The organism is Virgibacillus kimchii (assembly GCF_055379185.1).
In genome coordinates, this window is the sequence record NZ_AP043951.1 from 2528298 (window position 1) to 2548267 (window position 19970).

Genomic DNA, 19970 nt, shown 5'->3' on the forward strand with positions numbered 1-19970 from the left:
TGAGTTTTTGATGGAGCAATTGAATTTAATTTAGATTATAAGAAAAAAGATAACCTTGAAACTTCATGATATACTACATTTATGCTTAAATGACTTTTCTACACAGGAGCTAATGACAAATGGCACATTTTAAAATAGATAATGACATTGCAGACAGTGAATATCTCCCGGCATTTTCCCTTACAATAGAAGATTCCTGCATAACGTCTCTTTACAGCGATACAGACATGCAGGCTGAACTGGCAAAAACCCTTCAAAGTAACGGAAAAATTTCCGTTTTTGACTTTCAGGATGGTTTATACAAACGGCTGACAGTGGAAGATAATATTACTTTTTATCATAAATGGTTCGGCTTTAACACACCAATCCCCGAAATACTCGTGTTGTTTGAGCTTCAGACCTGCGCAAAAACCCCATTATATAAATGTTCTGATTCTGAAATTCGCCGGGTCTACTTTGCCAGATACTATATGAGCGGAATGAATCCAATGGTATTCCGTGAGCCAATTCATGGTGTTGATATCAAAACGATCAATACTTTTATTCATATGATTGAAAAGATCAAAGATAATAATGTACCGGTTCTTGTTTTGGTATCCAATATGGAACACGCATTGTTGGTTGGGGAGATGGCATACAAGCTGCAGGAAAAAGGCATCAGGAAAATTGAAACCGATGAAGAGGAAGAACAAACTGCTGCAGAAAATTCCAACCCAACAGTAACCACAAAATTATTCAAGGTTCCGGCAAAAGTGGATGATAAAATGATTCTATTTGATCCCCTTGAAATCGACTATATCGAAAGTCAGGATGGAAAGGCAATGATCGTCATCGATGACCAATCCTATGCGTTGGATTTCACACTCGGAGAAGTGGAAAAAAAGTTGGAGATTTATGGATTTTACCGCTGTCACAGGTCATATATCGTGAATTTGCAAAAGGTACGTGAAATTATTACATGGTCAAAAAACACGTACTCTCTCCGAATTGATAACAAGTCTCAATCGACCATTCCACTGTCACGGAACAAAATTCAGGATATCCAGGAAAAATTCAGCCTGAAATAAGTACAGTTCATTTTATTTTGCGTAAGCTTATAGATTGTACGGCTGTATTTTCATCCTTCATCCAGTACATTTGAACCTTGTTATGATACATTCCACCGTAATATGGCTGCTTCTGCCGGTATTTCCCGTTACGATGAATGTACAACATCATAAGGAGCATTCCTGTAATGAAGAAATTTGAGGTTTGAACAAAAATGAGCCCTCTTGGTATAGTACTGGGTGTCATGATCATGACCCCTAAATTAAATAAATACCAAGGAGGACTCGTAATGAATTATAATCAAAATCTTAAATTAGCGCAAATCACACCATCCACATTGATAGTAGGAATCGATATTGCCATGGATAAACATGTGGCACGTGCCCAGGATGATCGGGGCGTGGAATTGGGTAAGAAATTGGTCTTTGACAATCGCATACATGGCTTTCAACAGCTTTTAGACTGGATTTCCAGATTGCAGGAGAAAAACAACAAAAGCGAAGTGATTGTTGGTGCAGAACCAACCGGACACTTTTGGCTTGGTTTGGCTTACTATCTAAAAGCCAAAGACATTCGCTTTGTGGTTGTAAATCCAATGCACGTTAAGAAGTCCAAAGAACTTGATGACAACTCACCAACGAAAAATGACACCAAAGATGCGCGCGTTATTGCACAGCTTGTGAAAGATGGGAGATACTCCGTACCAAATCTTCTCGACGGCATTTATGCCGAATTACGGGAAGGGATCAAATTAAGAGATCAACTCATCAAGCAGCTGATGATCATCGAAGGTCGCGTTCAGAATCATATTCAGCGGTACTTTCCGGAATTTGATGACGTCTTTAAAGACTGGTCCGGTAAGACAGCGTTATTCACACTGCGCGAGTTCCCGTTCCCTTATGAGATCCGTCAAATGACTCCGGAAGAAGTGCTGGCAGCGTGGAAAACCGTTATCAAACGCGGCATGGGTATAGAACGGGCAAGGAAATTAGTCAAGAAAGCACAGAAGAGCATTGGCATTGAAATTGGGCTCAGGTTCGCAAGAAAAGAACTACACAGCCTTTTAGACCAGTATGAGCTGTATCAAAATCAGTTAACAGAGTTGGATGAGGAAATCACAGAGCTATTGAAAGATATACCGGGTGCTGAGGAATTGATAAATATTAAGGGGCTTGGTGCCATAACCGTTGCCACGTTCTTTTCTGAAGTAGGGGATCTCACCAAGTATGATCACCCACAGCAATTGGTAAACATGGCGGGTTTAACGTTACGGGAACACAGCTCCGGGAGATTGAAAGGGCAAACGAAAATCACCAAACGTGGCAGAAAAAAATTGCGAAAAGCCCTATATCTGGCTGTACGCCCCCTAGTGGCGAGTAACCCGACGTTTAAGGCACTGCACAGGTATTACACTACCCGCCCCAACAATCCGTTAAAGAAACAGCAATCACTTATTGCGTTATGCGGGAAATTAATACGTGTTATGTTCACCATAGGCAAGAAACAATGTGAATTTGATGGAAGCAAGTTACTAAAAGGTTTACCTCAAATAGAATCATTACAGGCTGCTTAGGCTTTATGAACAAAATGGATGGATAAATGCACTTGGAATTCTAGAATTAAACAAACACCAACAATGCAGAGTCGGAGCTTATTTACACCATTCGGGCATATGACCCAGCTAAGGAGCATATCCGACCTCCACCTTGTGGATACGCAGGACGAGGGAATGTGTGGATAACATCCCGTGATACATGGGAGGGTAAGCGACCATAAGAAGCGTGGAGAATGAAGCATGGTCATACCATTTAAGCACCAAATGTTCACAATTTGGCTGATAGGATGGATATACCCCAGTAAGAATATTCTGTATTCCGTGTTATAAAGGATTAGCTCCAACACATTCCAAAGTGGATGTTTATGAAATTCTAAGAAAACAAGAGCATTTTGAAGATATTTTAATTATATAGAGGGAGGTTTTCAGTTGGAAAATGCAATTGAAATCACTGGAATGCAAAAAGTTTTTGGTTCAAATCCAGCTATTAAGAATATCAGTTTCAATGTAAAAAAAGGTGAAATTTTCGGGTTGCTCGGACCAAGCGGATCAGGTAAAACAACAACTATTAAAATTTTAACCGGTGAATTGGCGCAAACTGCCGGCAAAGTAAACGTCCTCGGGAATGATTCAAAACTATTTGGAACTGCTGATTTCAAATCCAAAATCGGGATTTTATCGGATAACAGTGCATTATATGAGCGTCTGACCGTCCGCGATAACCTGAAATTATTTTGTAAATTATACAATGCGCCTTTAAAGCAAATCGACGTTATCCTTCATGAAGTTAATTTGCAGGATGAGGGTTCCAAAACGGTTTCGAAGCTGTCCAAAGGGATGAAACAGCGTGTACTGCTGGCAAAAGCACTGATGCATAAACCTGACCTTGTTTATCTGGACGAACCGACATCTGCACTGGATCCGGGGAATATGGCACATATTCACCGTGGGCTAAAGAAGCTCAACGCGGCTGGAACAACGATTTTCCTGACTACGCATAATATGGAAGAAGCAACTGAGTTATGTGACCGTGTAGCATTCCTGCACAATGGTGAACTGCAGGAAGTGGACAGTCCTAATGCTCTTCGCTACAAATATTCCACCCATGCTTTTCATGTGGAAACATTTGAAGGAGAACGACTGGTTATTGAAAACCAAGCCGAAAATGCCGATCAAATCAGGGAACTGATCGCAAGCGGACAAGTAAGGGCAATACACACAGACAACCCAACACTTGGTCAAGTCTTTTTAAAAGTGACTGGAAAGGAGCTTGTATAATGCATATACAAAGGATTACTGCCATATTTGAAAAAGATTTAAAAGACTTCATGAAAAATATGATGCTTTTAACCATGCCGCTGATTCCGATCGTATTGGCGCTCCTTTATACCCGGATGGGCGGAGGTAATGAAGAGTTCCCTGTTTTCCTTCTCTATGTTATTGTGGGGACAACCTATTCAGCGGTAACATCAAGCAGTATGATGACGATGATGGCTGAAGAAAATGAAAAGAAGACATTGCGGGGGCTTATTCAGTCACCTGCATCCATGATGGATGTTATTGTCGGAAAAAGTTTAGTGACCGGACTTATAACGTTTATATCTCTGACTGTCTCACTACTGATTACAGATATTGAACCATTCCTGAACTTCAGAGTCATTATTGGATTAATATTGCTGTTTTTATTTTTTCTTTTGCTTGGAATTGGGATTGGTCTCTTCACAAAGTCAATTGCGGCAACCTCAGTATACCTTATGCCAGTCATGTTTCTGTTCGGTTTCACACCGATGATTGAGATGTTCGGGCTGAACGAAGACGGTATCGCCTTAAAAGTTGCCGATACCTTTCCAATTATGCAGGCCATTGAAATACATGACACCACCTCCTGGCTGCCCCTGGGGATCATTGCTGTTTGGGTGATAGGTGCAGCAGTGTTTATGTATATGTGCTTTAAAAAGACAATGACAGATGAATGAACTAAAATACTCTGCTCATAATTGGAATTGTCACTGGTGTTATTCAGTTGAACAAACTAAAATTACAGCAAAATAAAATGCACCATGGCAAATATGGCAGAGCGGTACCAGTAATAAATTGAACCATTTAAAACATCCTCCCCGGAATATTTTATTTCAGGGAGGATTTTAGAATATATATGGGAACACAGGTTCTTATATGGTATACTGAAAAGAACAATAGGCTGGTTTCACATGAGGGGTTGGGCATACCTCCTTCGGGAACTTTCCCGGGGAAGGAGGTGATGCTTATGGGTATGAATGATGTTTTAACGCTGATGATTTCTTTCGGCATGTTAATCGCATTGGTCATGTCCGATAAAAATGAATAATCCCTCATGCTGTAATTTGCCAGACGCTTGAGGGATTATCCTTTCTTGTGTCTAACCTCTCTTGATGGGGTTAGTCTATTGTAACCGTTCCATGTTACCAGCATGGGACGGTTTTTAGTATTATATGATTTTCTAATCATAGTATACCACGTATGAAAATTTTGTACACTGACGTTTACTTTCAATCTGCTTCTTCATAATAAAGATAATTTATGCTGTTTTTCATGAACAGAGGGTTATGCCCGGTTGCCTAATATCTTTAGTCCCCTTTTACATTCAATGCCCATGTTCCATTACGGAATACGGCTTCCGTAGTCCCATCAGCCTTCACACCGTCAATATCCAGTTTTTCAGAGCCGATCATAAAGTCGACGTGCGTAAGGCTGTCGTTTACACCGTGCTGGTCCAGCTCCTCCTCATTCATCTCTGAACCGCCCTTCAGATTCGTTGGATAGGCTTTACCCAATGCAATATGGCAGGAAGCATTTTCATCGAATAATGTATTGTAAAATACAAGCCCGGACTGGGATACCGGAGATTCATGCGGAACGAGCGCCACTTCGCCAAGACGGCGTGCTCCTTCATCGGTATCAAGCAGATGCTTTAACGTACCCTCGCCCTGCTCTGCTTTAAAATCAACCACTTTTCCATCTTTAAAGGTCAGACTAAAGTTATCGATCAGGCTTCCCCCATAATTTAACGGTTTTGTGCTCGCAACAGTTCCATTAACCCTATATTTATGCGGCAGGGAAAATACCTCTTCAGTAGGCATGTTCGGATTAAAGGTAACTCCGCCTTCTGTTTCCGCTGCACCGCCTTTCCAAATATGCCCTTCAGGCAGCTCCAGTTCCAAATTTGTCCCCGGTGCTTTAAAGATCAGCTTTTGATAATTTTTTTCATTTAACACTTCCCGGGCCGTTTTCAGTGTCGCGTTATGTGCCTCCCATGCTGCAACAGGGTCGTCCTGGTCGACACGTACTATTTTCACAATAGCATCCCAAAGACTCTCCACAGCTTCCTCTTTTGACTTATTGGGAAAAAATTTCTGTGCCCAATCTCCGGTAGGGATCGAGATGATCGACCAGGCAATCTTATCGTTCATCGTATATTTACGGAAATTTTTCATCGCTTCCGAAGCTGCTTTAGTTGCTTTGGCCACACGGGCAGGATCAATATCCTTCAGCAAATCCGGATTGGTGGAACGAATATTCAGGACTGCAGCTCCATCTTCAGCGAAACTGTTCTGCATATCCACCCTCCATTGTGGAATATCAGTAAGGACCTCGTCCGACACATTTTCATATTTTAACAAAGTCAATTCATCGTCAACCCAATTGATATGTACATTTTTTGCGCCCATTTCATATGCCTTTCTGACAACTATTCTGGTGAAATCCGCCCCTTCAATCGGCGCATTGATCATTAAAGCCTGATCTTTCTGCAGGTTAACACCTGTCCTTAGTGCCAGCTCGGCGTATTTTTCTTTCATTTTTTCATTGATCATAATATACCTCCATAACAAAAGATTATATACGTATTATTTCACAAAATGAAATAAATTACCAAATATTCTTTAATGACTATTGTCTTAATCAGACTGGTACTCCCGCCCCACTATTTACGGATTAAGAAAATTATGCTACTATATTAACAAGTTACTTTTTGTAATTATTGACTATCAGCGATAAAATAAATGGATCTTAGGTTTATTAATAGTGAGGTGATAGATATGGAAGCCTTATGTCCCCGTTTTGAAAAGGCGATGAACCTGCTGAGCACACGCTGGGTAGGATTAATATTATTTGATTTATTAAAAGGGACGAAACGCTTTTCTGAAATGGAAGCAGACTTGCCGATCAGCGGGAGATTGCTTTCCGAACGTCTAAAAATGCTGGAAAAAGAGGGAATCGTGGAACGAACAGTATATTCCGAGTTCCCTGTACGTATTGAGTATTCTTTATCAGAAAAAGGAAAAGGCCTGGAACCCGTTATTAAAGAAATCCAATACTGGGCAGATGAATATGTTACCATGGAGCAGGCAAAAGAAGATAATGCCTAAATAAATTTATGCTCTCTAATGGTACAAGTTTATAAGTAAAGCAGTCAACAGTGCTGCGAAATCGGCATATAAAATGCCGATTTTTTCGTTGGTTGTTTCTAATTTGTGCTGCATTCATTCCATCTTACCTGCACACTCGCTTCCTTATCACAGCATCTTCTTTCCTTTCATAAATTGCAGCATTACATATGCCGCCACCCTGCTCGTCATATTGCGGAAATCGATGGTCGGATCAATTTCCACGATGTCCATAGCCTTCACTTTCTTTTGTTTAGCAGCATAAAGGACCCCATCCAACAGGGTTTTCGCATTCATCCCACCCGGGCCGATCGCCGGACAGCCTGGCGCATAAGCCTGATCAAGCACATCCATATCAACGGATACATAGATACAATCAGTTTGCTCAGCCAATCGATTTATTTCTATCTCCAAAATGGTTGTTAAAGTCATCTCTTCTGTGTCTTTCATCGTATACATCGAGACTCCATGCTGTTTGGCATATTCCTCATAAGCCGGTGCATTTGTAAAGTCGCGGATGCCTATTTGCACAAGATTATTTCCTTTAATCACCCCATCTTCCAAGAGACGCCTGAAGGGAGTTCCATTCGTCGGGCCCCCATCTTCAATATTGCGCAAATCGTGATGGGCATCAAACTGGATGATCCCGACAGTGCTATTTTGTGCATATGCTTTAATCGATCCGTAACTGATGGAATGATCTCCACCCAGGATCATCCAATAGTTGGCCGCCTTCGTTGCAAATATATCAGTTAAGCCTTCTTCCACCCGTACATGGTTCCCGGTAACATCTGTCGGATCCATCAGCACATCCCCAAAATCAAGAATTTCACCCGTCAGTTCCAGTTTTTCTTCTCCTGAATAGGTGGAGTAGCTCTGCAAAGCTTCCCGAATGGTTCCCGGAGCAAAGGAAGCACCGGAATGGCTGATGGAAGGCTTGGAAAAAGGCACTCCAACAAGCCCGAATTCTGCCTGTTTTTTTCCTTTTTCCCAGTTTGTGAGCAGCTCTTTCGCTTTTGTAGTATAACGGTCCTTAAAAATGGCTTTACCGGCAGGCTGCACATGCCGCAGATTCATGATTCGATCTCCTGCCTTTCATATAGAATATCCCCTTTTTTCATTACCATATTTGTATGGTTCACTCCGTAATGATATGGAATATACATATGGTTTGGTGCATCCCAAATGACAATGTCTGCATTGCCACCTTCACGGATGTTTCCGGCTTCATATTCCCTGCCAATGGCATGGGCGGCATTTACGGTCACCGCATGCCAGATTTCCGCCGGAGACATATTTAACTTCAGGGCGGCAAGTGTCATCATAAATTGCAGGTTCTCCGTTACCGAGCTTCCCGGGTTAAAATCAGTGGAAATAGCAATGGCTGCACCGGCATCAATCATCTCCCTTGCTCTTGCATAGGATTCTTTTCCGAGATAAAAGCTTGTTCCCGGCAGAATAACCCCGATCGTATTCGACTCACTCAGCTGTTTAATCCCTTCATCTGTCGCTACAGCAAGATGGTCTCCGCTTATTGCCCCCATTTCCACTGCCAGCTGGGTCCCACCGAGTGGGTCGATTTCATCAGCGTGAAGCTTCACTCCAAAACCTTTATCCTTGGCTTTCTGTAAAAAAGACCTGGACTGTTCCACTGAAAATACACCGGTCTCGGTAAAAATATCCACGAATTCAGCCAGATTCTCTTCCTTAATCTCATCAAACAGCCCAGCCATCTCATCCAAAAAGGCATCCGGATCTGATTTATATTCTTTCGGAATCGCATGGGCACCTAAATAGGTGGAAACAACATCAAGCGGGTGTCTGTTATTGGCCTCCTTTGCCACCCGCAGTTGCTTCAGTTCCGTTTCTTTATTCAACCCGTAACCACTTTTAGCTTCCACTGTTGTAATGCCGTAGGAAGCCATTCGGTCCAGATGGAACATTGCCTTTTCCAGCAAATCTGCCTCGGAAGTTTTTCTTGTTGCTTCCACTGTGGATAATATTCCCCCACCCCGTTTTAAAATCTCCAAGTACGGTACACCCTGCTGCTTCAGTGCCATCTCTCCTTCACGGGACCCGCCAAATACAAGGTGAGTATGTGCTTCCACAAGGCCGGGGGTAACCAGCTTCCCCTTTGCATCAATCACCCTTTTTGCTTCCACGCCTTTTACATCATCAGCACTGCCCACCCATACCACTCTTGCACCTTTCACAGCGATGGCCATATGTTCAAATACCGGCAAATCATTCATATCAGCACCTTTTACCGGTCCGGTCTTATCCATCGTTAGCAGCTCGCCTATATTCGTAATCAATGTATCTACCTGCATATTTTCCTCTCCCTTCTATTACTCCTGCATCGGCAAGCGGATATCATTTTTTTTGGCAAAATCGATGGCTGATGCATATTCCGCGTCCGCATGCCGGATAATTCCCATTCCCGGATCGGTTGTCAGTACGCGTTCCAGCCGCTCTTTGGCAAGTTCCGTTCCATCTGCAACGGCAACCATCCCGGCATGGAGCGAGTACCCCATTCCAACACCGCCGCCATGATGGAAGGAAATCCAGGACCCCCCTGCCGCCGTATTAATGAGCGCATTTAATACAGCCCAGTCGCCTACTGCATCACTCCCATCCTTCATTCCTTCCGTTTCCCTGTTTGGTGAAGCAACCGAACCGCTGTCCAGGTGATCACGACCTATAACAATCGGCGCCTTAATTTCGCCTTTCTTCACCAACTCATTAATTGCCAGGCCCATCTTCTTTCTTTCCCCGTAGCCAAGCCAGCAGATTCTTGATGGCAGCCCCTGAAAAGAAACCTTTTTCCGTGCCATATCGATCCAGCGGATTAATGATTCATTTTCGGGAAAAAGCTCTTTTATCAGTTCATCTGTACGGTAAATATCCTCCAGGTCACCGGATAATGCCGCCCAGCGAAACGGCCCTTTCCCTTCTGTAAATAACGGCCGGATAAAAGCAGGGACAAAACCCGGAAAATCAAACGCTTCCTGCAGCCCTTCATCCTTGGCTACCTGTCTGATATTGTTGCCGTAGTCAAACACAATTGCACCCTGCTGCTGAAATTGCAGCATGGCTTCCACATGTTTTTTCATGCTTTCTTTTGCCTGCTGTACATAGCTGTCCGGATTATTCTTTCGTAAATTTTTAGCCTCTTCCAGCGAATATCCTGCAGGTATATAGCCGTTTAGCGGATCATGTGCCGATGTCTGGTCTGTTACAATATCAACTTGAAAGTCTTTCTCCAACAGCTGGCGATGTACTTCCGCAGCATTTCCGACCAGACCGATGGATAAAGGGGTACCCTTCTGCTTTGCTTCTGTTGCCAATTCCATTGCCTCTTGCAGGGAATGCGTCATGATGTCACAATAAGAAGTTTTTAAACGCTTTTTAATCCGGCGGGCATCAGCTTCCACAGCGATCACTGCCCCTTCATTCATCGTAACCGCCAGAGGCTGAGCCCCTCCCATTCCACCAAGACCTGCCGTTAACGTGATCGTATGCTTCAATGTGCCATTGAAATGTTTGTTGGCCAAAGCGGCAAAAGTTTCATATGTTCCCTGTAAAATTCCCTGTGTGCCGATATAAATCCAGCTTCCTGCAGTCATCTGTCCATACATCATTAGTCCTTTTTGATCCAGCTCATGGAAATGGTCCCAATTCGCCCATTTTGGAACGAGCACAGAATTGGATATAAGGACTCTGGGAGCACGGTTATGTGTCTGAAACACCCCAACCGGCTTGCCGGATTGAACCAGCATGGTTTCATCGTTTTTTAACACCCTTAGCGTTCTGACGATTGCTTCCAAAGCCTCCCGGTTTCTTGCCGCTTTCCCGATTCCTCCGTAAACAACCAATTCATCCGGATTTTCCGCCACCTCCGGATCCAGATTATTATAAAGCATACGCAATACTGCCTCCTGCTCCCATCCTTGACACTCCAACTCCAATCCTTTCTTTGCCCTAACATGCTCCATATACTTACCCCCTTGGTTTAGTGCCTGGGACTACGGTACAACAGTTCCTCGTCCCACCGAAAAAAATTGTCACTCCCCGTTTTTTTCATTTAATGTCGAGCTCAATTATTTGGCGAAACCTTAACGCTGAAATGAAGTAATACTTGGCTCGCGGACACGGCTTTCTTCTGATTCTTTCAGCCATTTGGCCAGCTTCTCCATGTCGGTGGAAAACACCCTGTCCTTATTAATAGTTGGAACGATTTTCCGGGCTTTTTCATATAGCCTCCCGGTAGACATACTTAAGTTTCCAACACCTCGATATTCCACCGCCTGCATGGCACATATTAATTCCATCGCAATAACCCGTCTTGTATTCCCGAGCATTTCGCAGGCATGTCGGGCAGCGATTGTTCCCATACTGACATGGTCTTCCTGATTGGCGGAGGAAGGGATCGAGTCAACACTTGCCGGATGTGCCAACGTTTTATTTTCAGAAACAAGCGATGCTGCGCTGTACTGAATAATCATTGCTCCTGACTCCAATCCCGGGTTTGGACTCAGGAACGGCGGAAGATCATTCAATTGCGGGTTAACCAGCCGTTCCACCCGGCGTTCCGAGATATTTGCCATTTCAGCAATGGCCAGTTTTAAAAAGTCCATGGCAAGTGCCACCGGTTCCCCATGAAAATTACCACCGGAAATCACTTTTTCCTGTTCCGAAAATAGTAAAGGATTATCCGTCACTGCATTCATCTCTGTCTCCAGTACCTGTTTTACATAATGAAAGGATTGCCAGCAGGCGCCAAGCACCTGTGGGATGCATCGGATGGAATAGGCATCCTGCACCCGCTCTTCCCCTTGCCTGGTTGTTAATTGGCTGTCTCTGAGATGACCGCGTATTCGGCCGGCCGTTTCCATTTGTTCTTTATGCCCCCGAGCTTCGTGCAAATCAGCATCAAAGGCATCCATAATAGCGCCCAGCCCTTCCATGGTCATTGCTGCAATGTTTTCGCTTTGATACAGCAGCTTCTCCATTTCAAGAAGTGTAATTACACCAACAGCTGTCATTGCCTGTGTGCCATTAATCAATGCCAGCCCTTCCTTTGCCTTTAAGCTCAAAGGCCTGATGCCAGCCTCTCCCATTGCTTCCTCAGCTGTCGTTTGTGTTCCCCGGAAAAATACTTCCCCTTCTCCAAGCAGCGGCAAAACCAAATGTGCCAATGGTGCCAGATCCCCACTGGCTCCCAGCGATCCTTTACAAGGAACAACCGGATGAATCCCGGCATTTAAAAAATCAAGCAGCTGCTGCAGTACTTCCACTCTTACACCCGAGAATCCCTGAGCTAAGGCATTGGCGCGAAGAAGCAGCATTGCCCGGCTGACTTCCCCGGAGAATGGTTCACCAACACCACAGGCATGGGAATGGATCAAATTGAGTTGAAGTGCATGGAGGTCTTTATCTTCTATAATGACATCACTGAATTTTCCGAAACCGGTATTAATTCCATACATTGTTTTTTTGTCTGCAATCATTTTTTCTAACACACGTCTATTCTCCTGTATTTTGTTCGTAGCTCCCGCTGCTAACTGAACAGGTTCGTTATGGAAAATCACCTGTGCTGCCTCTTTCCAGGTCAACGTCTTTCCTGTTAGTATTACCATGTTACACCCCCGCAGTATTGCTTTACCATAATAAAGCAGAAAAAGTAAAAGGAGGCGATGGTTTTAAACCACGCCTCCTGTATATTCGCTGTACTTTTTTATTCGTTTGCTCCCACTGCACATAACAAGCACCTCAAAGCGATGAATATATTAATTTCAAGATTAATTGTAAGCGTTTTCTAACCGGAAATCAAGTCCTTTTTATCATAGATGGATCCGAAAATATTTACAAATGTAGTTAATCAATCGTTTGATCAACCGGCTTATACTGGTGATTGCACTCCTTCTGTTTTTACAAGGACCAATTTACAAGGTTAATTAAGTTTGATTTTGGGTAAATTTAGAAATATCCATATTTGTTTTTTATTGTTTTGGATTGTATAGTAATTACCATAAACAAATTTTAGAATGGGAATGGAACCTTATGAAGAAAAAAGAAACGTATCAAAATCCGGTGTTTTACACTTCAGCTATTATTGTGGGATTATTGGTCATTACCGGCGCGTTTATGCCAGAACAATTCGGGGCAGTAGCCCAGGCTCTTTTTGATTTTACGACGATTAACTTTGGGTGGTTTTATCTGCTTGCAGTATTTATTATCATCTTGTTTCTCGTTGGGATTTCCGTGAGCAAATATGGTAAAACACGTTTAGGTCCACCTGATTCACGGCCGGAATATCCATTTTTCACATGGATCGGCATGCTGTTCTCAGCAGGATTCGGGGTCTCACTTGTTTTCTGGAGTGTTGCAGAACCAATGAGCCACTTTTTTGTCACTCCGTTTTCCGAAGTCGAAGCTCAGTCTGAAGAAGCGGCCAGAGTTGCCATGGACTATTCCTTTTTCCACTGGGGAATCAGTCAATGGTCCGTCTTTGCCTTGGCCGGGTTGGCCATTGCCTTTCTTCAATTTAGAAAAAACAGGAGCGGACTTGTATCTGCGGCGATAGAACCCGTAGTGGGCAAAAACAAAACAGTAGCAAATACGGTAAATATTTTGGCTGTTATCGCTACCGTCATGGGGGTGGCGACAACCGTCGGGCTCTCGTTCATTCAGCTTAATGGCGGGTTGGCATCCGTCTTTAATGTACCTCATAACATAGGTGTGCAAGTAATTATAGCACTTGTCATGCTGGTTGCATATCTGACTTCCAGTGTTACAGGACTGGATAAAGGGATAAAATGGCTGAGTAATATTAACCTGGGGCTGGCTCTTCTGCTCATGGTCATTGTATTTTTCTTAGGACCCACCGTTTTTATTCTGAACAGTTTTGTCCTCGGTCTGGGTGATTATATTACCAGTTTTGTGCAATACAGTTTGCGCCTATCCCCTTATACCGGTGGTGAATGGGTATATGACTGGACGATATTCTATTGGGCATGGGCGATTGCCTGGTCTCCATTTGTCGGGGCGTTTGTTGCCCGTGTATCCCGAGGCAGAACCATTCGTGAATTTGTCGCCGGTGTTATGGTCGTTCCTCCAGCCATTGCCTGTGTCTGGATTGCGGTTTTTGGGGGTACGGCGCTTCACAGTGATTTGAATAATGGTACCCAAATTGCAGAAGCTGTAAATGAAGATGTGACCGTAGCCTTGTTTCAGGCTTTAGGGGTAGTACCGTTAACGGATATCTTATCCATATTGTCGATTTTGCTTATCTTTACATTTATGGTTACTTCTGCCGACTCTGCCAGCTATATTTTGGGAAGTATGACATCCAAGGGAACCTTAAATCCCGCACTGATTACTAAAATAATCTGGGGAGTTCTAATCACTGCCATTGCCCTTGTATTACTATTTACAGGCGGATTGGATGCACTGCAAACTGCATCACTAACTGCAGCACTGCCATTTACGGTCATTCTTCTGATTATGCTTGCATCCATTATTAAAGGGGTTGCAAATAAAAAATCTGAAAAGTAAGGATGGAAAGAGGCTGGATTGACGTTCCGGCAATATAGTCTGCTTTTAAGATGGGAACAAATGAAGAGATCGGGACATAACTTTAAAGTCTAGAGGGAAATCCGAACAAATCAAAGGGATAGCGTATCACCGGCCGATCCGGGAATATACTTCGCTTTCCGCAGGCGGCTGATGAGCCTCCTCGGGCGCGTGGCGCCCTGTGGGGTCTCATCGATGCCTTTTCTCCTGCTGGAGTCTCCGTATATTCCCGGATCTGGGTAAGTGGTTTGTTTGGGTTTTCTTCCGATAAAATTAGTTATGTTCCAGCCTTGTTTCTTTCCAAGGGAAAGTCGGTGAGCTTACCCCCTCGTGTTGCAAGTAATTCCAGTATTACTGCACCCCTCACAAAGAAGGCTGCTTGCCGGAATGGAGAGTCAAAAAAACTCATATGCTTACTTATTCTTATCCCACGGGAAATCAGTTCCGAATATTTCTGCAAATTGATAGGATTGCTTTCTTCTTTCCTTCCGTTGTAAGGCCCTGGACGAAGCCAGATTAAACAAGGTTTTTTCGTGATCCGATTCCGGATACACTTTTGGTACAGTCGTTGGTTTTCCGTCTTCATCAACCGCTACAAAAGTAAGAAAAGCAGTAGTGCACACTTGCTGTTCCCCAGTCAGCAGGTTTTCCGTTACCGCTTTAACAAATACTTCCATAGAGGTACGGTGTGTCCACGTCACAAACGATTCCAAATAAATAGAATCCCCCTCTTTTACCGGTGCAAGAAAATCCACTGAATCCGTGGAGGCCGTCACGACAGGTTTCCTCGCATGTCTGACTGCTGAAATGGCTGCCACATCATCAATGTAAGCCATTAGCTTGCCTCCAAATAAAGTGCCATGTGAATTCGTATCGGGAGGCAGCACATGGGCAGTCTTTATCGTTAATGAATAAGAACATGGTTTTGCTTCCATTTGAACTCATCCTTTCAATTGGTTATGATACCGATGGTCTATTTAAGCTGATATTTACTGTGCTTTTTACAATACCGGTGATATCAGCCTGGAAATGGATTCTTTAAAACGGATGCCAAGTGAACGGTTTTTATATAAATTTCTGGACATTTGCGTAGATACTTCCATATCAGAGAAAAATGACTGTTCCAATTCCTGGGTGATCTCCCTGTCATATAAAAAGGCGTTCACCTCAAAATTCAGGCGAAAGCTTCGCACGTCAATGTTCGCTGTTCCCACTGATGCAATTTTTCCATCCACAATGATTGTTTTTGCATGTAAAAATCCATTCTGATAAATGTACACTCCCGCTCCGGCGTTCAACATGTCCCCGATATTACTCAACGTCGCCCAATAAACAAATGGATGATCGGGCTTATTCGGTATCATAATTTTCACATCGATCCCTGACAAAACGGCAACCCGCAATACATCCCGCAAACTTTCATCCGGAATAAAATAAGGTGTTTGAATATAAATATATTCCTTTGCCGATAAAATCATTTTAATATACCCGTTTTTTATCTGTTCCCATTCCGAATCCGGACCGCTGGAAACAATCTGCACACCGACATTCCCCGCGTTTTTCGAATCGTAATACCTGTCCTCATATAAAATATCATTGCGCGAAGCCTGATTCCAATCAAGTATATACCTTGTCTGCAAATGTCGGACAGCATCTCCGTAAATTCGAAGATGCGTATCACGCCAATAGCCGAACTTTTTTTTCTTCCCCAGATATTCATCCCCGATATTAAAACCGCCTATATAACCTATCTTCCCATCGATAATCGCCAATTTGCGGTGATTGCGGTAGTTGATCTTAAAATTGAACATCGGAATTTTAGGGGGGAAAAAGGATTCCACCTCTACTCCTGCCTGCCGTAGCCGCCTAATGTACTTTTTGCCCAGGCGCCGGGAACCCATGTCATCATAAAGCACACGCACTTCCACGCCTTCGTTTGCCTTCTTAACGAGTACATCTGCAATCCGATTACCGAGGTTATCGTCCCGCATAATGTAATATAAAAGGTGGATATGATCCATCGCTCTTTCCATATCCTGAATTAAAGCATCAAACTTCTTTGTGCCATCCGTATAAATATCTATAGCGTTATCCTGTGTATAAATGGCATCATCATTCCGCAAATGGAGATAAACGAGATCCTCATATTCGGCAATCGTATCCTCCTTAAACTGAAAGCTTCCTTCTTTTAATGCGCGCAATTGTGACTGTACTGCTGTTTTAACACCTAACCTGCTTTTTGTATCCCAGGTAAATATTCGCCGGTTACTAATTGGTTTCCCAAAAATCAGGTAAAGAAAAAAACCGAGAATCGGTATAAATAATAAAACCATCAGCCAGGCCCATGTGGCAGGGGCATCCTTTCTTTCCAGAAAGATAATCGAAATTCCCAAAGCAATATTTAATATAATAATGATTCCAAGTAATAAGGATAAAATATCCATCAACAACGTCCTCCAAGACTAAAAAACTCGCTTTTCTGGCAGTTTTCGCCGCCGCAAATTTACAAAAACTGAAGACAAATATTTTGACGGCAGAAAGTATTCTGCTAAGCTTCAGTTTGAATTTTGATACACTAATAATAATATAGCATATTTTTCTTCTCCTCTGTTAATTATTGGGCGAATCCAGCAGGAGGACTAGATGCTGAACGGTCACATAGAAAATGGTATGGGAGTATATTCCTGTTACCCTTTTGAGATTATTTGAAAACAAACTTCATGAATGAGTGTCTTTCGAGGAATACACAGGTTGTCATGCCGAAATTAGTAAAAATAATGACGCGCTTCAGTATATTATTACTGAAACGCGCCTTTTGTATCCCTATATTATGATTATCGCCAAATTTGCCCTCATAAAAAGTGTCTTTACGGCCAAGTTTATCCTGACTATATACCAAAATAATTACAATTTTAAAGCTTGCCCAATGCCTGCTCCAAATCCTCCCAAATGTCCTCCCAGGATTCCAGCCCGACAGATAAACGAATGAGCTGATCTGAGATTCCCATCTGCTCACGGGATGCTTTCGGCACGACCGCATGAGTCATGGTTGCCGGGTGCTGAACGAGTGTTTCTGCATCCCCAAGACTGACGGCAATTTTTAAGAATCCCAGATGGTTCAGCATTTGCTGTGCATCCGCTTTCGACCCTTTTACATCAAAGGAAATCATCCCGCCGCCGCGCTTCATTTGTTTGTTGCAAATAACGTGATCCGGGTTAGCTTCATCACTCGGATAATACACATTTTTCACATTTGGATGGTTGCGCAGCTTTTCCACGATGATTTCTGCATTATCACAATGCCGGTCAAGCCGGATTGGTAATGTTTTCAGTCCCCTGAGCAGCAGCCAGGCATCAAACGGGGACATGATCCCGCCCATATCTTTTTGCGTTGTCATGGCCACGGAATCAAGGAAGTCCTTTTTCCCGACAACAAGGCCTGCAACCACATCGCCATGCCCGCCGATATACTTCGTCGCACTGTGAATTACAACGTCACAGCCAAGTTCGATGGGCCGCTGCAGATAAGGTGATGCAAATGTGTTATCAACGACGACAGGAATATCGTATTCCTTTGCCACCTCGGCGACCATCTCTAAATCAATTAATTTCATCGTCGGATTAATCGGTGTTTCCACATAGATACAGGATGTTTCCGGTTTAATCCGTGATCTTACTTCTTCTTTCGTTTCCATCATGGAAAAGTCATGCGTAATATTATATTTTTCCTCCATTAATGTCAGCAGGCCGAATGTACAGCCATATAACCCGGATGAACAGAGAATATGGTCATTTGCTTTGGTCAGTGCGATCAGAATGGCCGAAACAGCAGCCATGCCTGAAGCAAAAGCAAGTCCCCTTTCTCCATTCTCAAGTGCGGCTATTCGCTCTTCCAGCGCCTTTACCGTCGGGTTGCCAAGCCGGGAATACATGTACCCTGCCTCTTCCCCGGCAAAGCGGGCTTCTCCCTGTTCTGCTGTATCAAAAGTAAAAGTGGATGTCTGAAACAGCGGTGTTGCCAGGCTTCCCAGCATATCTTTTGAATCATAACCTTCGTGGATGACGTTCGTCTCAAAATGTGCAGATTTTTTTGTCATGCAAATCCCCCTTTAAATCGTTGTATATAACCATGCTTACTTACTACTATCTTATTCTATAATAAGAATTTTTGAAAGCGTTTTCCAAAATTCCCAGAATTGTAGTATTTTATTCTCCTGTTTAAATTCTTATAGTATATAATTATCCCCTCACAAATACACAGAGCTTATTTCAGCTATTCTATCATGGACCTCTTGCCTGTTCCCTGTTTGCTGCAGCTTATGATCAGCCCGTTTTAAATTAGATTTTGCTTGCTCTCTTTTCTCCATTTTAAATTGAATTTCAGATAGTGAACATAAACCTTCAATTACATGGATTTCCTGTTTCTTTTCTGTAAAAATTTGAATCGCTGTTATTACGTAATGTTCTGCTTCATCGTAATAGCCCAGGTATTCATGGGAGATTCCCAACATATGATGGATTCGCCCTTTCATGTATTCTAAAGAATGAGATTTTATGTAATACAGAAGTTCATAAGCTATGCCTAGCGTGCGTTCATGATTATTCTTGTTGGCGTATGTTAATGCAAGGTTGTATCCCACGCGAACAAATAAACTTTTATCTTCCATAAGAGGTATTTGTTTAATGGCTTGAAAGGCATGATGAAAGTGTTGAAAGGCTTCACCGTTCAAACCTTGATCTAAAAAAATCATTCCAAGCGAATTTGCTATGCCAATATCGGTTTCTGTTATTAAACTACTCGGAATAGTATCTAATAGCTGCTGTTTGGCCTTGGGGATATCTCCCTCTACTTTCAGGATGAGAATTGCCTTATGCCAAGCGAGATATTTGTAAATATCCGTATTCATATAGTGGGAATCTCTCTCTATTTCTGCCTCAGCCTCTTTTATAATATTTTCCAGAGCCTCATACTCCTTATTGTAAACAAATTCACGGCAAAGTTGCTTCACACGATTTACATACTTCATACGATTGATTGACAATTGTTGAAACATATAATGAATGGGAATGTTTAATCGGGAGCAAAGTCTGTAAACAAGTTCAATCCCCGCACCTTGCCCATGTTTTTCAATTCTAAGAAGGGTGCGTTTGTCGCAAATACCTTCAGCAAGTTCTTCACGTGTCATCCTCCGTAATTCACGATAATATAAAATATTCTCTCCAATTCTTTCAGGAATATTTTCAAACATTAAATCACCCTTTTTGGAAAACATTCACATTTTGAGATAAAAGTGGCATAAGTGACACTCGAAGTTCACATTTTCTACCTTTAAAATAAAACTAGTCACCTAGATATATTATACATGTAA

The 19970-nt window shown here is 42.8% G+C and carries 17 protein-coding genes; 7 read left to right on the plus strand and 10 right to left on the minus strand.

Annotated features, from left to right (window positions below; translation table 11 throughout):
- Positions 1-119: 119 nt before the first annotated feature.
- Positions 120-1067 carry a LytTR family transcriptional regulator DNA-binding domain-containing protein gene (locus tag ACZ42C_RS12180; RefSeq protein ID WP_461180038.1) on the plus strand — a complete coding sequence of 316 codons (948 nt, stop codon included), beginning with the start codon at positions 120-122 and terminating at the stop codon, positions 1065-1067.
- Between the two features lie 7 nt (positions 1068-1074).
- Here the strand turns inward: ACZ42C_RS12180 and ACZ42C_RS12185 are convergent, their stop codons facing one another.
- Positions 1075-1218 (minus strand): hypothetical protein, encoded by a 144-nt coding sequence (locus ACZ42C_RS12185; RefSeq protein ID WP_464891265.1) that lies wholly within the window; start codon positions 1216-1218, stop codon positions 1075-1077.
- A 118-nt stretch (positions 1219-1336) separates the two neighbouring features.
- Here ACZ42C_RS12185 and ACZ42C_RS12190 point away from each other — a divergent pair, with 118 nt between their 5' ends.
- The 4 genes from ACZ42C_RS12190 to ACZ42C_RS12205 all read left to right on the plus strand — a co-directional run bounded on the left by ACZ42C_RS12190 (position 1337) and on the right by ACZ42C_RS12205 (position 4949).
- Positions 1337-2620, plus strand: coding sequence for an IS110 family RNA-guided transposase (locus ACZ42C_RS12190; protein WP_464891266.1), 1284 nt, complete (start codon positions 1337-1339; stop codon positions 2618-2620).
- 411 nt (positions 2621-3031) lie between these two features.
- Complete coding sequence (locus ACZ42C_RS12195; RefSeq protein WP_461180894.1) at positions 3032-3880, plus strand: ABC transporter ATP-binding protein; 849 nt, start codon at positions 3032-3034, stop codon at positions 3878-3880.
- On the plus strand, positions 3880-4578 hold the full coding sequence (locus tag ACZ42C_RS12200; protein ID WP_461180893.1) for an ABC transporter permease: 699 nt from the start codon (positions 3880-3882) through the stop codon (positions 4576-4578). The genes ACZ42C_RS12195 and ACZ42C_RS12200 overlap by 1 nt, the downstream gene beginning before the upstream one ends.
- Before the next feature lie 179 nt (positions 4579-4757).
- A complete protein-coding gene (locus ACZ42C_RS12205; RefSeq protein WP_461180892.1) occupies positions 4758-4949 on the plus strand; it encodes a hypothetical protein in 192 nt (63 codons plus the stop codon).
- Between the two features lie 259 nt (positions 4950-5208).
- Here the strand turns inward: ACZ42C_RS12205 and ACZ42C_RS12210 are convergent, their stop codons facing one another.
- A complete protein-coding gene (locus ACZ42C_RS12210; protein ID WP_461180891.1) occupies positions 5209-6453 on the minus strand; it encodes an aminopeptidase in 1245 nt (414 codons plus the stop codon).
- Positions 6454-6678: 225 nt separating this feature from the next.
- Between ACZ42C_RS12210 and ACZ42C_RS12215 the strand changes: the two genes are divergently transcribed.
- The gene (locus tag ACZ42C_RS12215; protein ID WP_461180890.1) at positions 6679-7008 is read left to right on the plus strand and encodes a winged helix-turn-helix transcriptional regulator; all 330 of its coding nucleotides are present in this window, start codon (positions 6679-6681) and stop codon (positions 7006-7008) included.
- Positions 7009-7155: 147 nt separating this feature from the next.
- Here the strand turns inward: ACZ42C_RS12215 and hutG are convergent, their stop codons facing one another.
- The 4 genes from hutG to hutH form a co-directional block, all read right to left on the minus strand.
- On the minus strand, positions 7156-8103 hold the full coding sequence (hutG, locus tag ACZ42C_RS12220) for a formimidoylglutamase (RefSeq protein ID WP_461180889.1): 948 nt from the start codon (positions 8101-8103) through the stop codon (positions 7156-7158).
- The gene (hutI, locus tag ACZ42C_RS12225) at positions 8100-9356 is read right to left on the minus strand and encodes an imidazolonepropionase (protein ID WP_461180888.1); all 1257 of its coding nucleotides are present in this window, start codon (positions 9354-9356) and stop codon (positions 8100-8102) included. Before hutI ends, hutG begins: the two co-directional genes overlap by 4 nt.
- Before the next feature lie 18 nt (positions 9357-9374).
- Positions 9375-11021: a urocanate hydratase gene (gene hutU / locus ACZ42C_RS12230; protein WP_461180887.1), complete on the minus strand. Its 1647-nt coding sequence runs from the start codon at positions 11019-11021 to the stop codon at positions 9375-9377.
- Positions 11022-11141: 120 nt separating this feature from the next.
- The gene (hutH, locus tag ACZ42C_RS12235; RefSeq protein WP_461180886.1) at positions 11142-12665 is read right to left on the minus strand and encodes a histidine ammonia-lyase; all 1524 of its coding nucleotides are present in this window, start codon (positions 12663-12665) and stop codon (positions 11142-11144) included.
- 424 nt (positions 12666-13089) lie between these two features.
- Between hutH and ACZ42C_RS12240 the strand changes: the two genes are divergently transcribed.
- A complete protein-coding gene (locus ACZ42C_RS12240) occupies positions 13090-14583 on the plus strand; it encodes a BCCT family transporter (RefSeq protein WP_461180885.1) in 1494 nt (497 codons plus the stop codon).
- Between the two features lie 431 nt (positions 14584-15014).
- Here the strand turns inward: ACZ42C_RS12240 and ACZ42C_RS12245 are convergent, their stop codons facing one another.
- From ACZ42C_RS12245 to ACZ42C_RS12260, 4 genes are all read right to left on the minus strand, one after another.
- Positions 15015-15536 carry an acyl-CoA thioesterase gene (locus tag ACZ42C_RS12245; protein ID WP_461180884.1) on the minus strand — a complete coding sequence of 174 codons (522 nt, stop codon included), beginning with the start codon at positions 15534-15536 and terminating at the stop codon, positions 15015-15017.
- Between the two features lie 66 nt (positions 15537-15602).
- The gene (cls, locus tag ACZ42C_RS12250; RefSeq protein ID WP_461180883.1) at positions 15603-17045 is read right to left on the minus strand and encodes a cardiolipin synthase; all 1443 of its coding nucleotides are present in this window, start codon (positions 17043-17045) and stop codon (positions 15603-15605) included.
- Between the two features lie 468 nt (positions 17046-17513).
- Positions 17514-18698: a methionine gamma-lyase gene (gene megL / locus ACZ42C_RS12255; protein ID WP_461180882.1), complete on the minus strand. Its 1185-nt coding sequence runs from the start codon at positions 18696-18698 to the stop codon at positions 17514-17516.
- A 150-nt stretch (positions 18699-18848) separates the two neighbouring features.
- Positions 18849-19850 (minus strand): hypothetical protein, encoded by a 1002-nt coding sequence (locus ACZ42C_RS12260; protein ID WP_461180881.1) that lies wholly within the window; start codon positions 19848-19850, stop codon positions 18849-18851.
- Positions 19851-19970 lie beyond the last annotated feature (120 nt).

Coding starts and splice junctions, on each gene's coding strand:
- hutH (WP_461180886.1), bottom strand. CDS start 12,665: ATGGTAATACTAACAGGAAAGACGTTGACCTGGAAAGAGGCAGCACAG.
- megL (WP_461180882.1), bottom strand. CDS start 18,698: ATGACAAAAAAATCTGCACATTTTGAGACGAACGTCATCCACGAAGGT.
- ACZ42C_RS12260 (WP_461180881.1), bottom strand. CDS start 19,850: ATGTTTGAAAATATTCCTGAAAGAATTGGAGAGAATATTTTATATTAT.
- ACZ42C_RS12190 (WP_464891266.1), top strand. CDS start 1,337: ATGAATTATAATCAAAATCTTAAATTAGCGCAAATCACACCATCCACA.
- ACZ42C_RS12205 (WP_461180892.1), top strand. CDS start 4,758: ATGGGAACACAGGTTCTTATATGGTATACTGAAAAGAACAATAGGCTG.
- ACZ42C_RS12180 (WP_461180038.1), top strand. CDS start 120: ATGGCACATTTTAAAATAGATAATGACATTGCAGACAGTGAATATCTC.
- ACZ42C_RS12200 (WP_461180893.1), top strand. CDS start 3,880: ATGCATATACAAAGGATTACTGCCATATTTGAAAAAGATTTAAAAGAC.
- ACZ42C_RS12210 (WP_461180891.1), bottom strand. CDS start 6,453: ATGATCAATGAAAAAATGAAAGAAAAATACGCCGAGCTGGCACTAAGG.
- ACZ42C_RS12240 (WP_461180885.1), top strand. CDS start 13,090: ATGAAGAAAAAAGAAACGTATCAAAATCCGGTGTTTTACACTTCAGCT.
- ACZ42C_RS12185 (WP_464891265.1), bottom strand. CDS start 1,218: ATGATGTTGTACATTCATCGTAACGGGAAATACCGGCAGAAGCAGCCA.
- hutG (WP_461180889.1), bottom strand. CDS start 8,103: ATGAATCTGCGGCATGTGCAGCCTGCCGGTAAAGCCATTTTTAAGGAC.
- cls (WP_461180883.1), bottom strand. CDS start 17,045: ATGGATATTTTATCCTTATTACTTGGAATCATTATTATATTAAATATT.
- hutI (WP_461180888.1), bottom strand. CDS start 9,356: ATGCAGGTAGATACATTGATTACGAATATAGGCGAGCTGCTAACGATG.
- ACZ42C_RS12245 (WP_461180884.1), bottom strand. CDS start 15,536: ATGGAAGCAAAACCATGTTCTTATTCATTAACGATAAAGACTGCCCAT.
- ACZ42C_RS12215 (WP_461180890.1), top strand. CDS start 6,679: ATGGAAGCCTTATGTCCCCGTTTTGAAAAGGCGATGAACCTGCTGAGC.
- hutU (WP_461180887.1), bottom strand. CDS start 11,021: ATGGAGCATGTTAGGGCAAAGAAAGGATTGGAGTTGGAGTGTCAAGGA.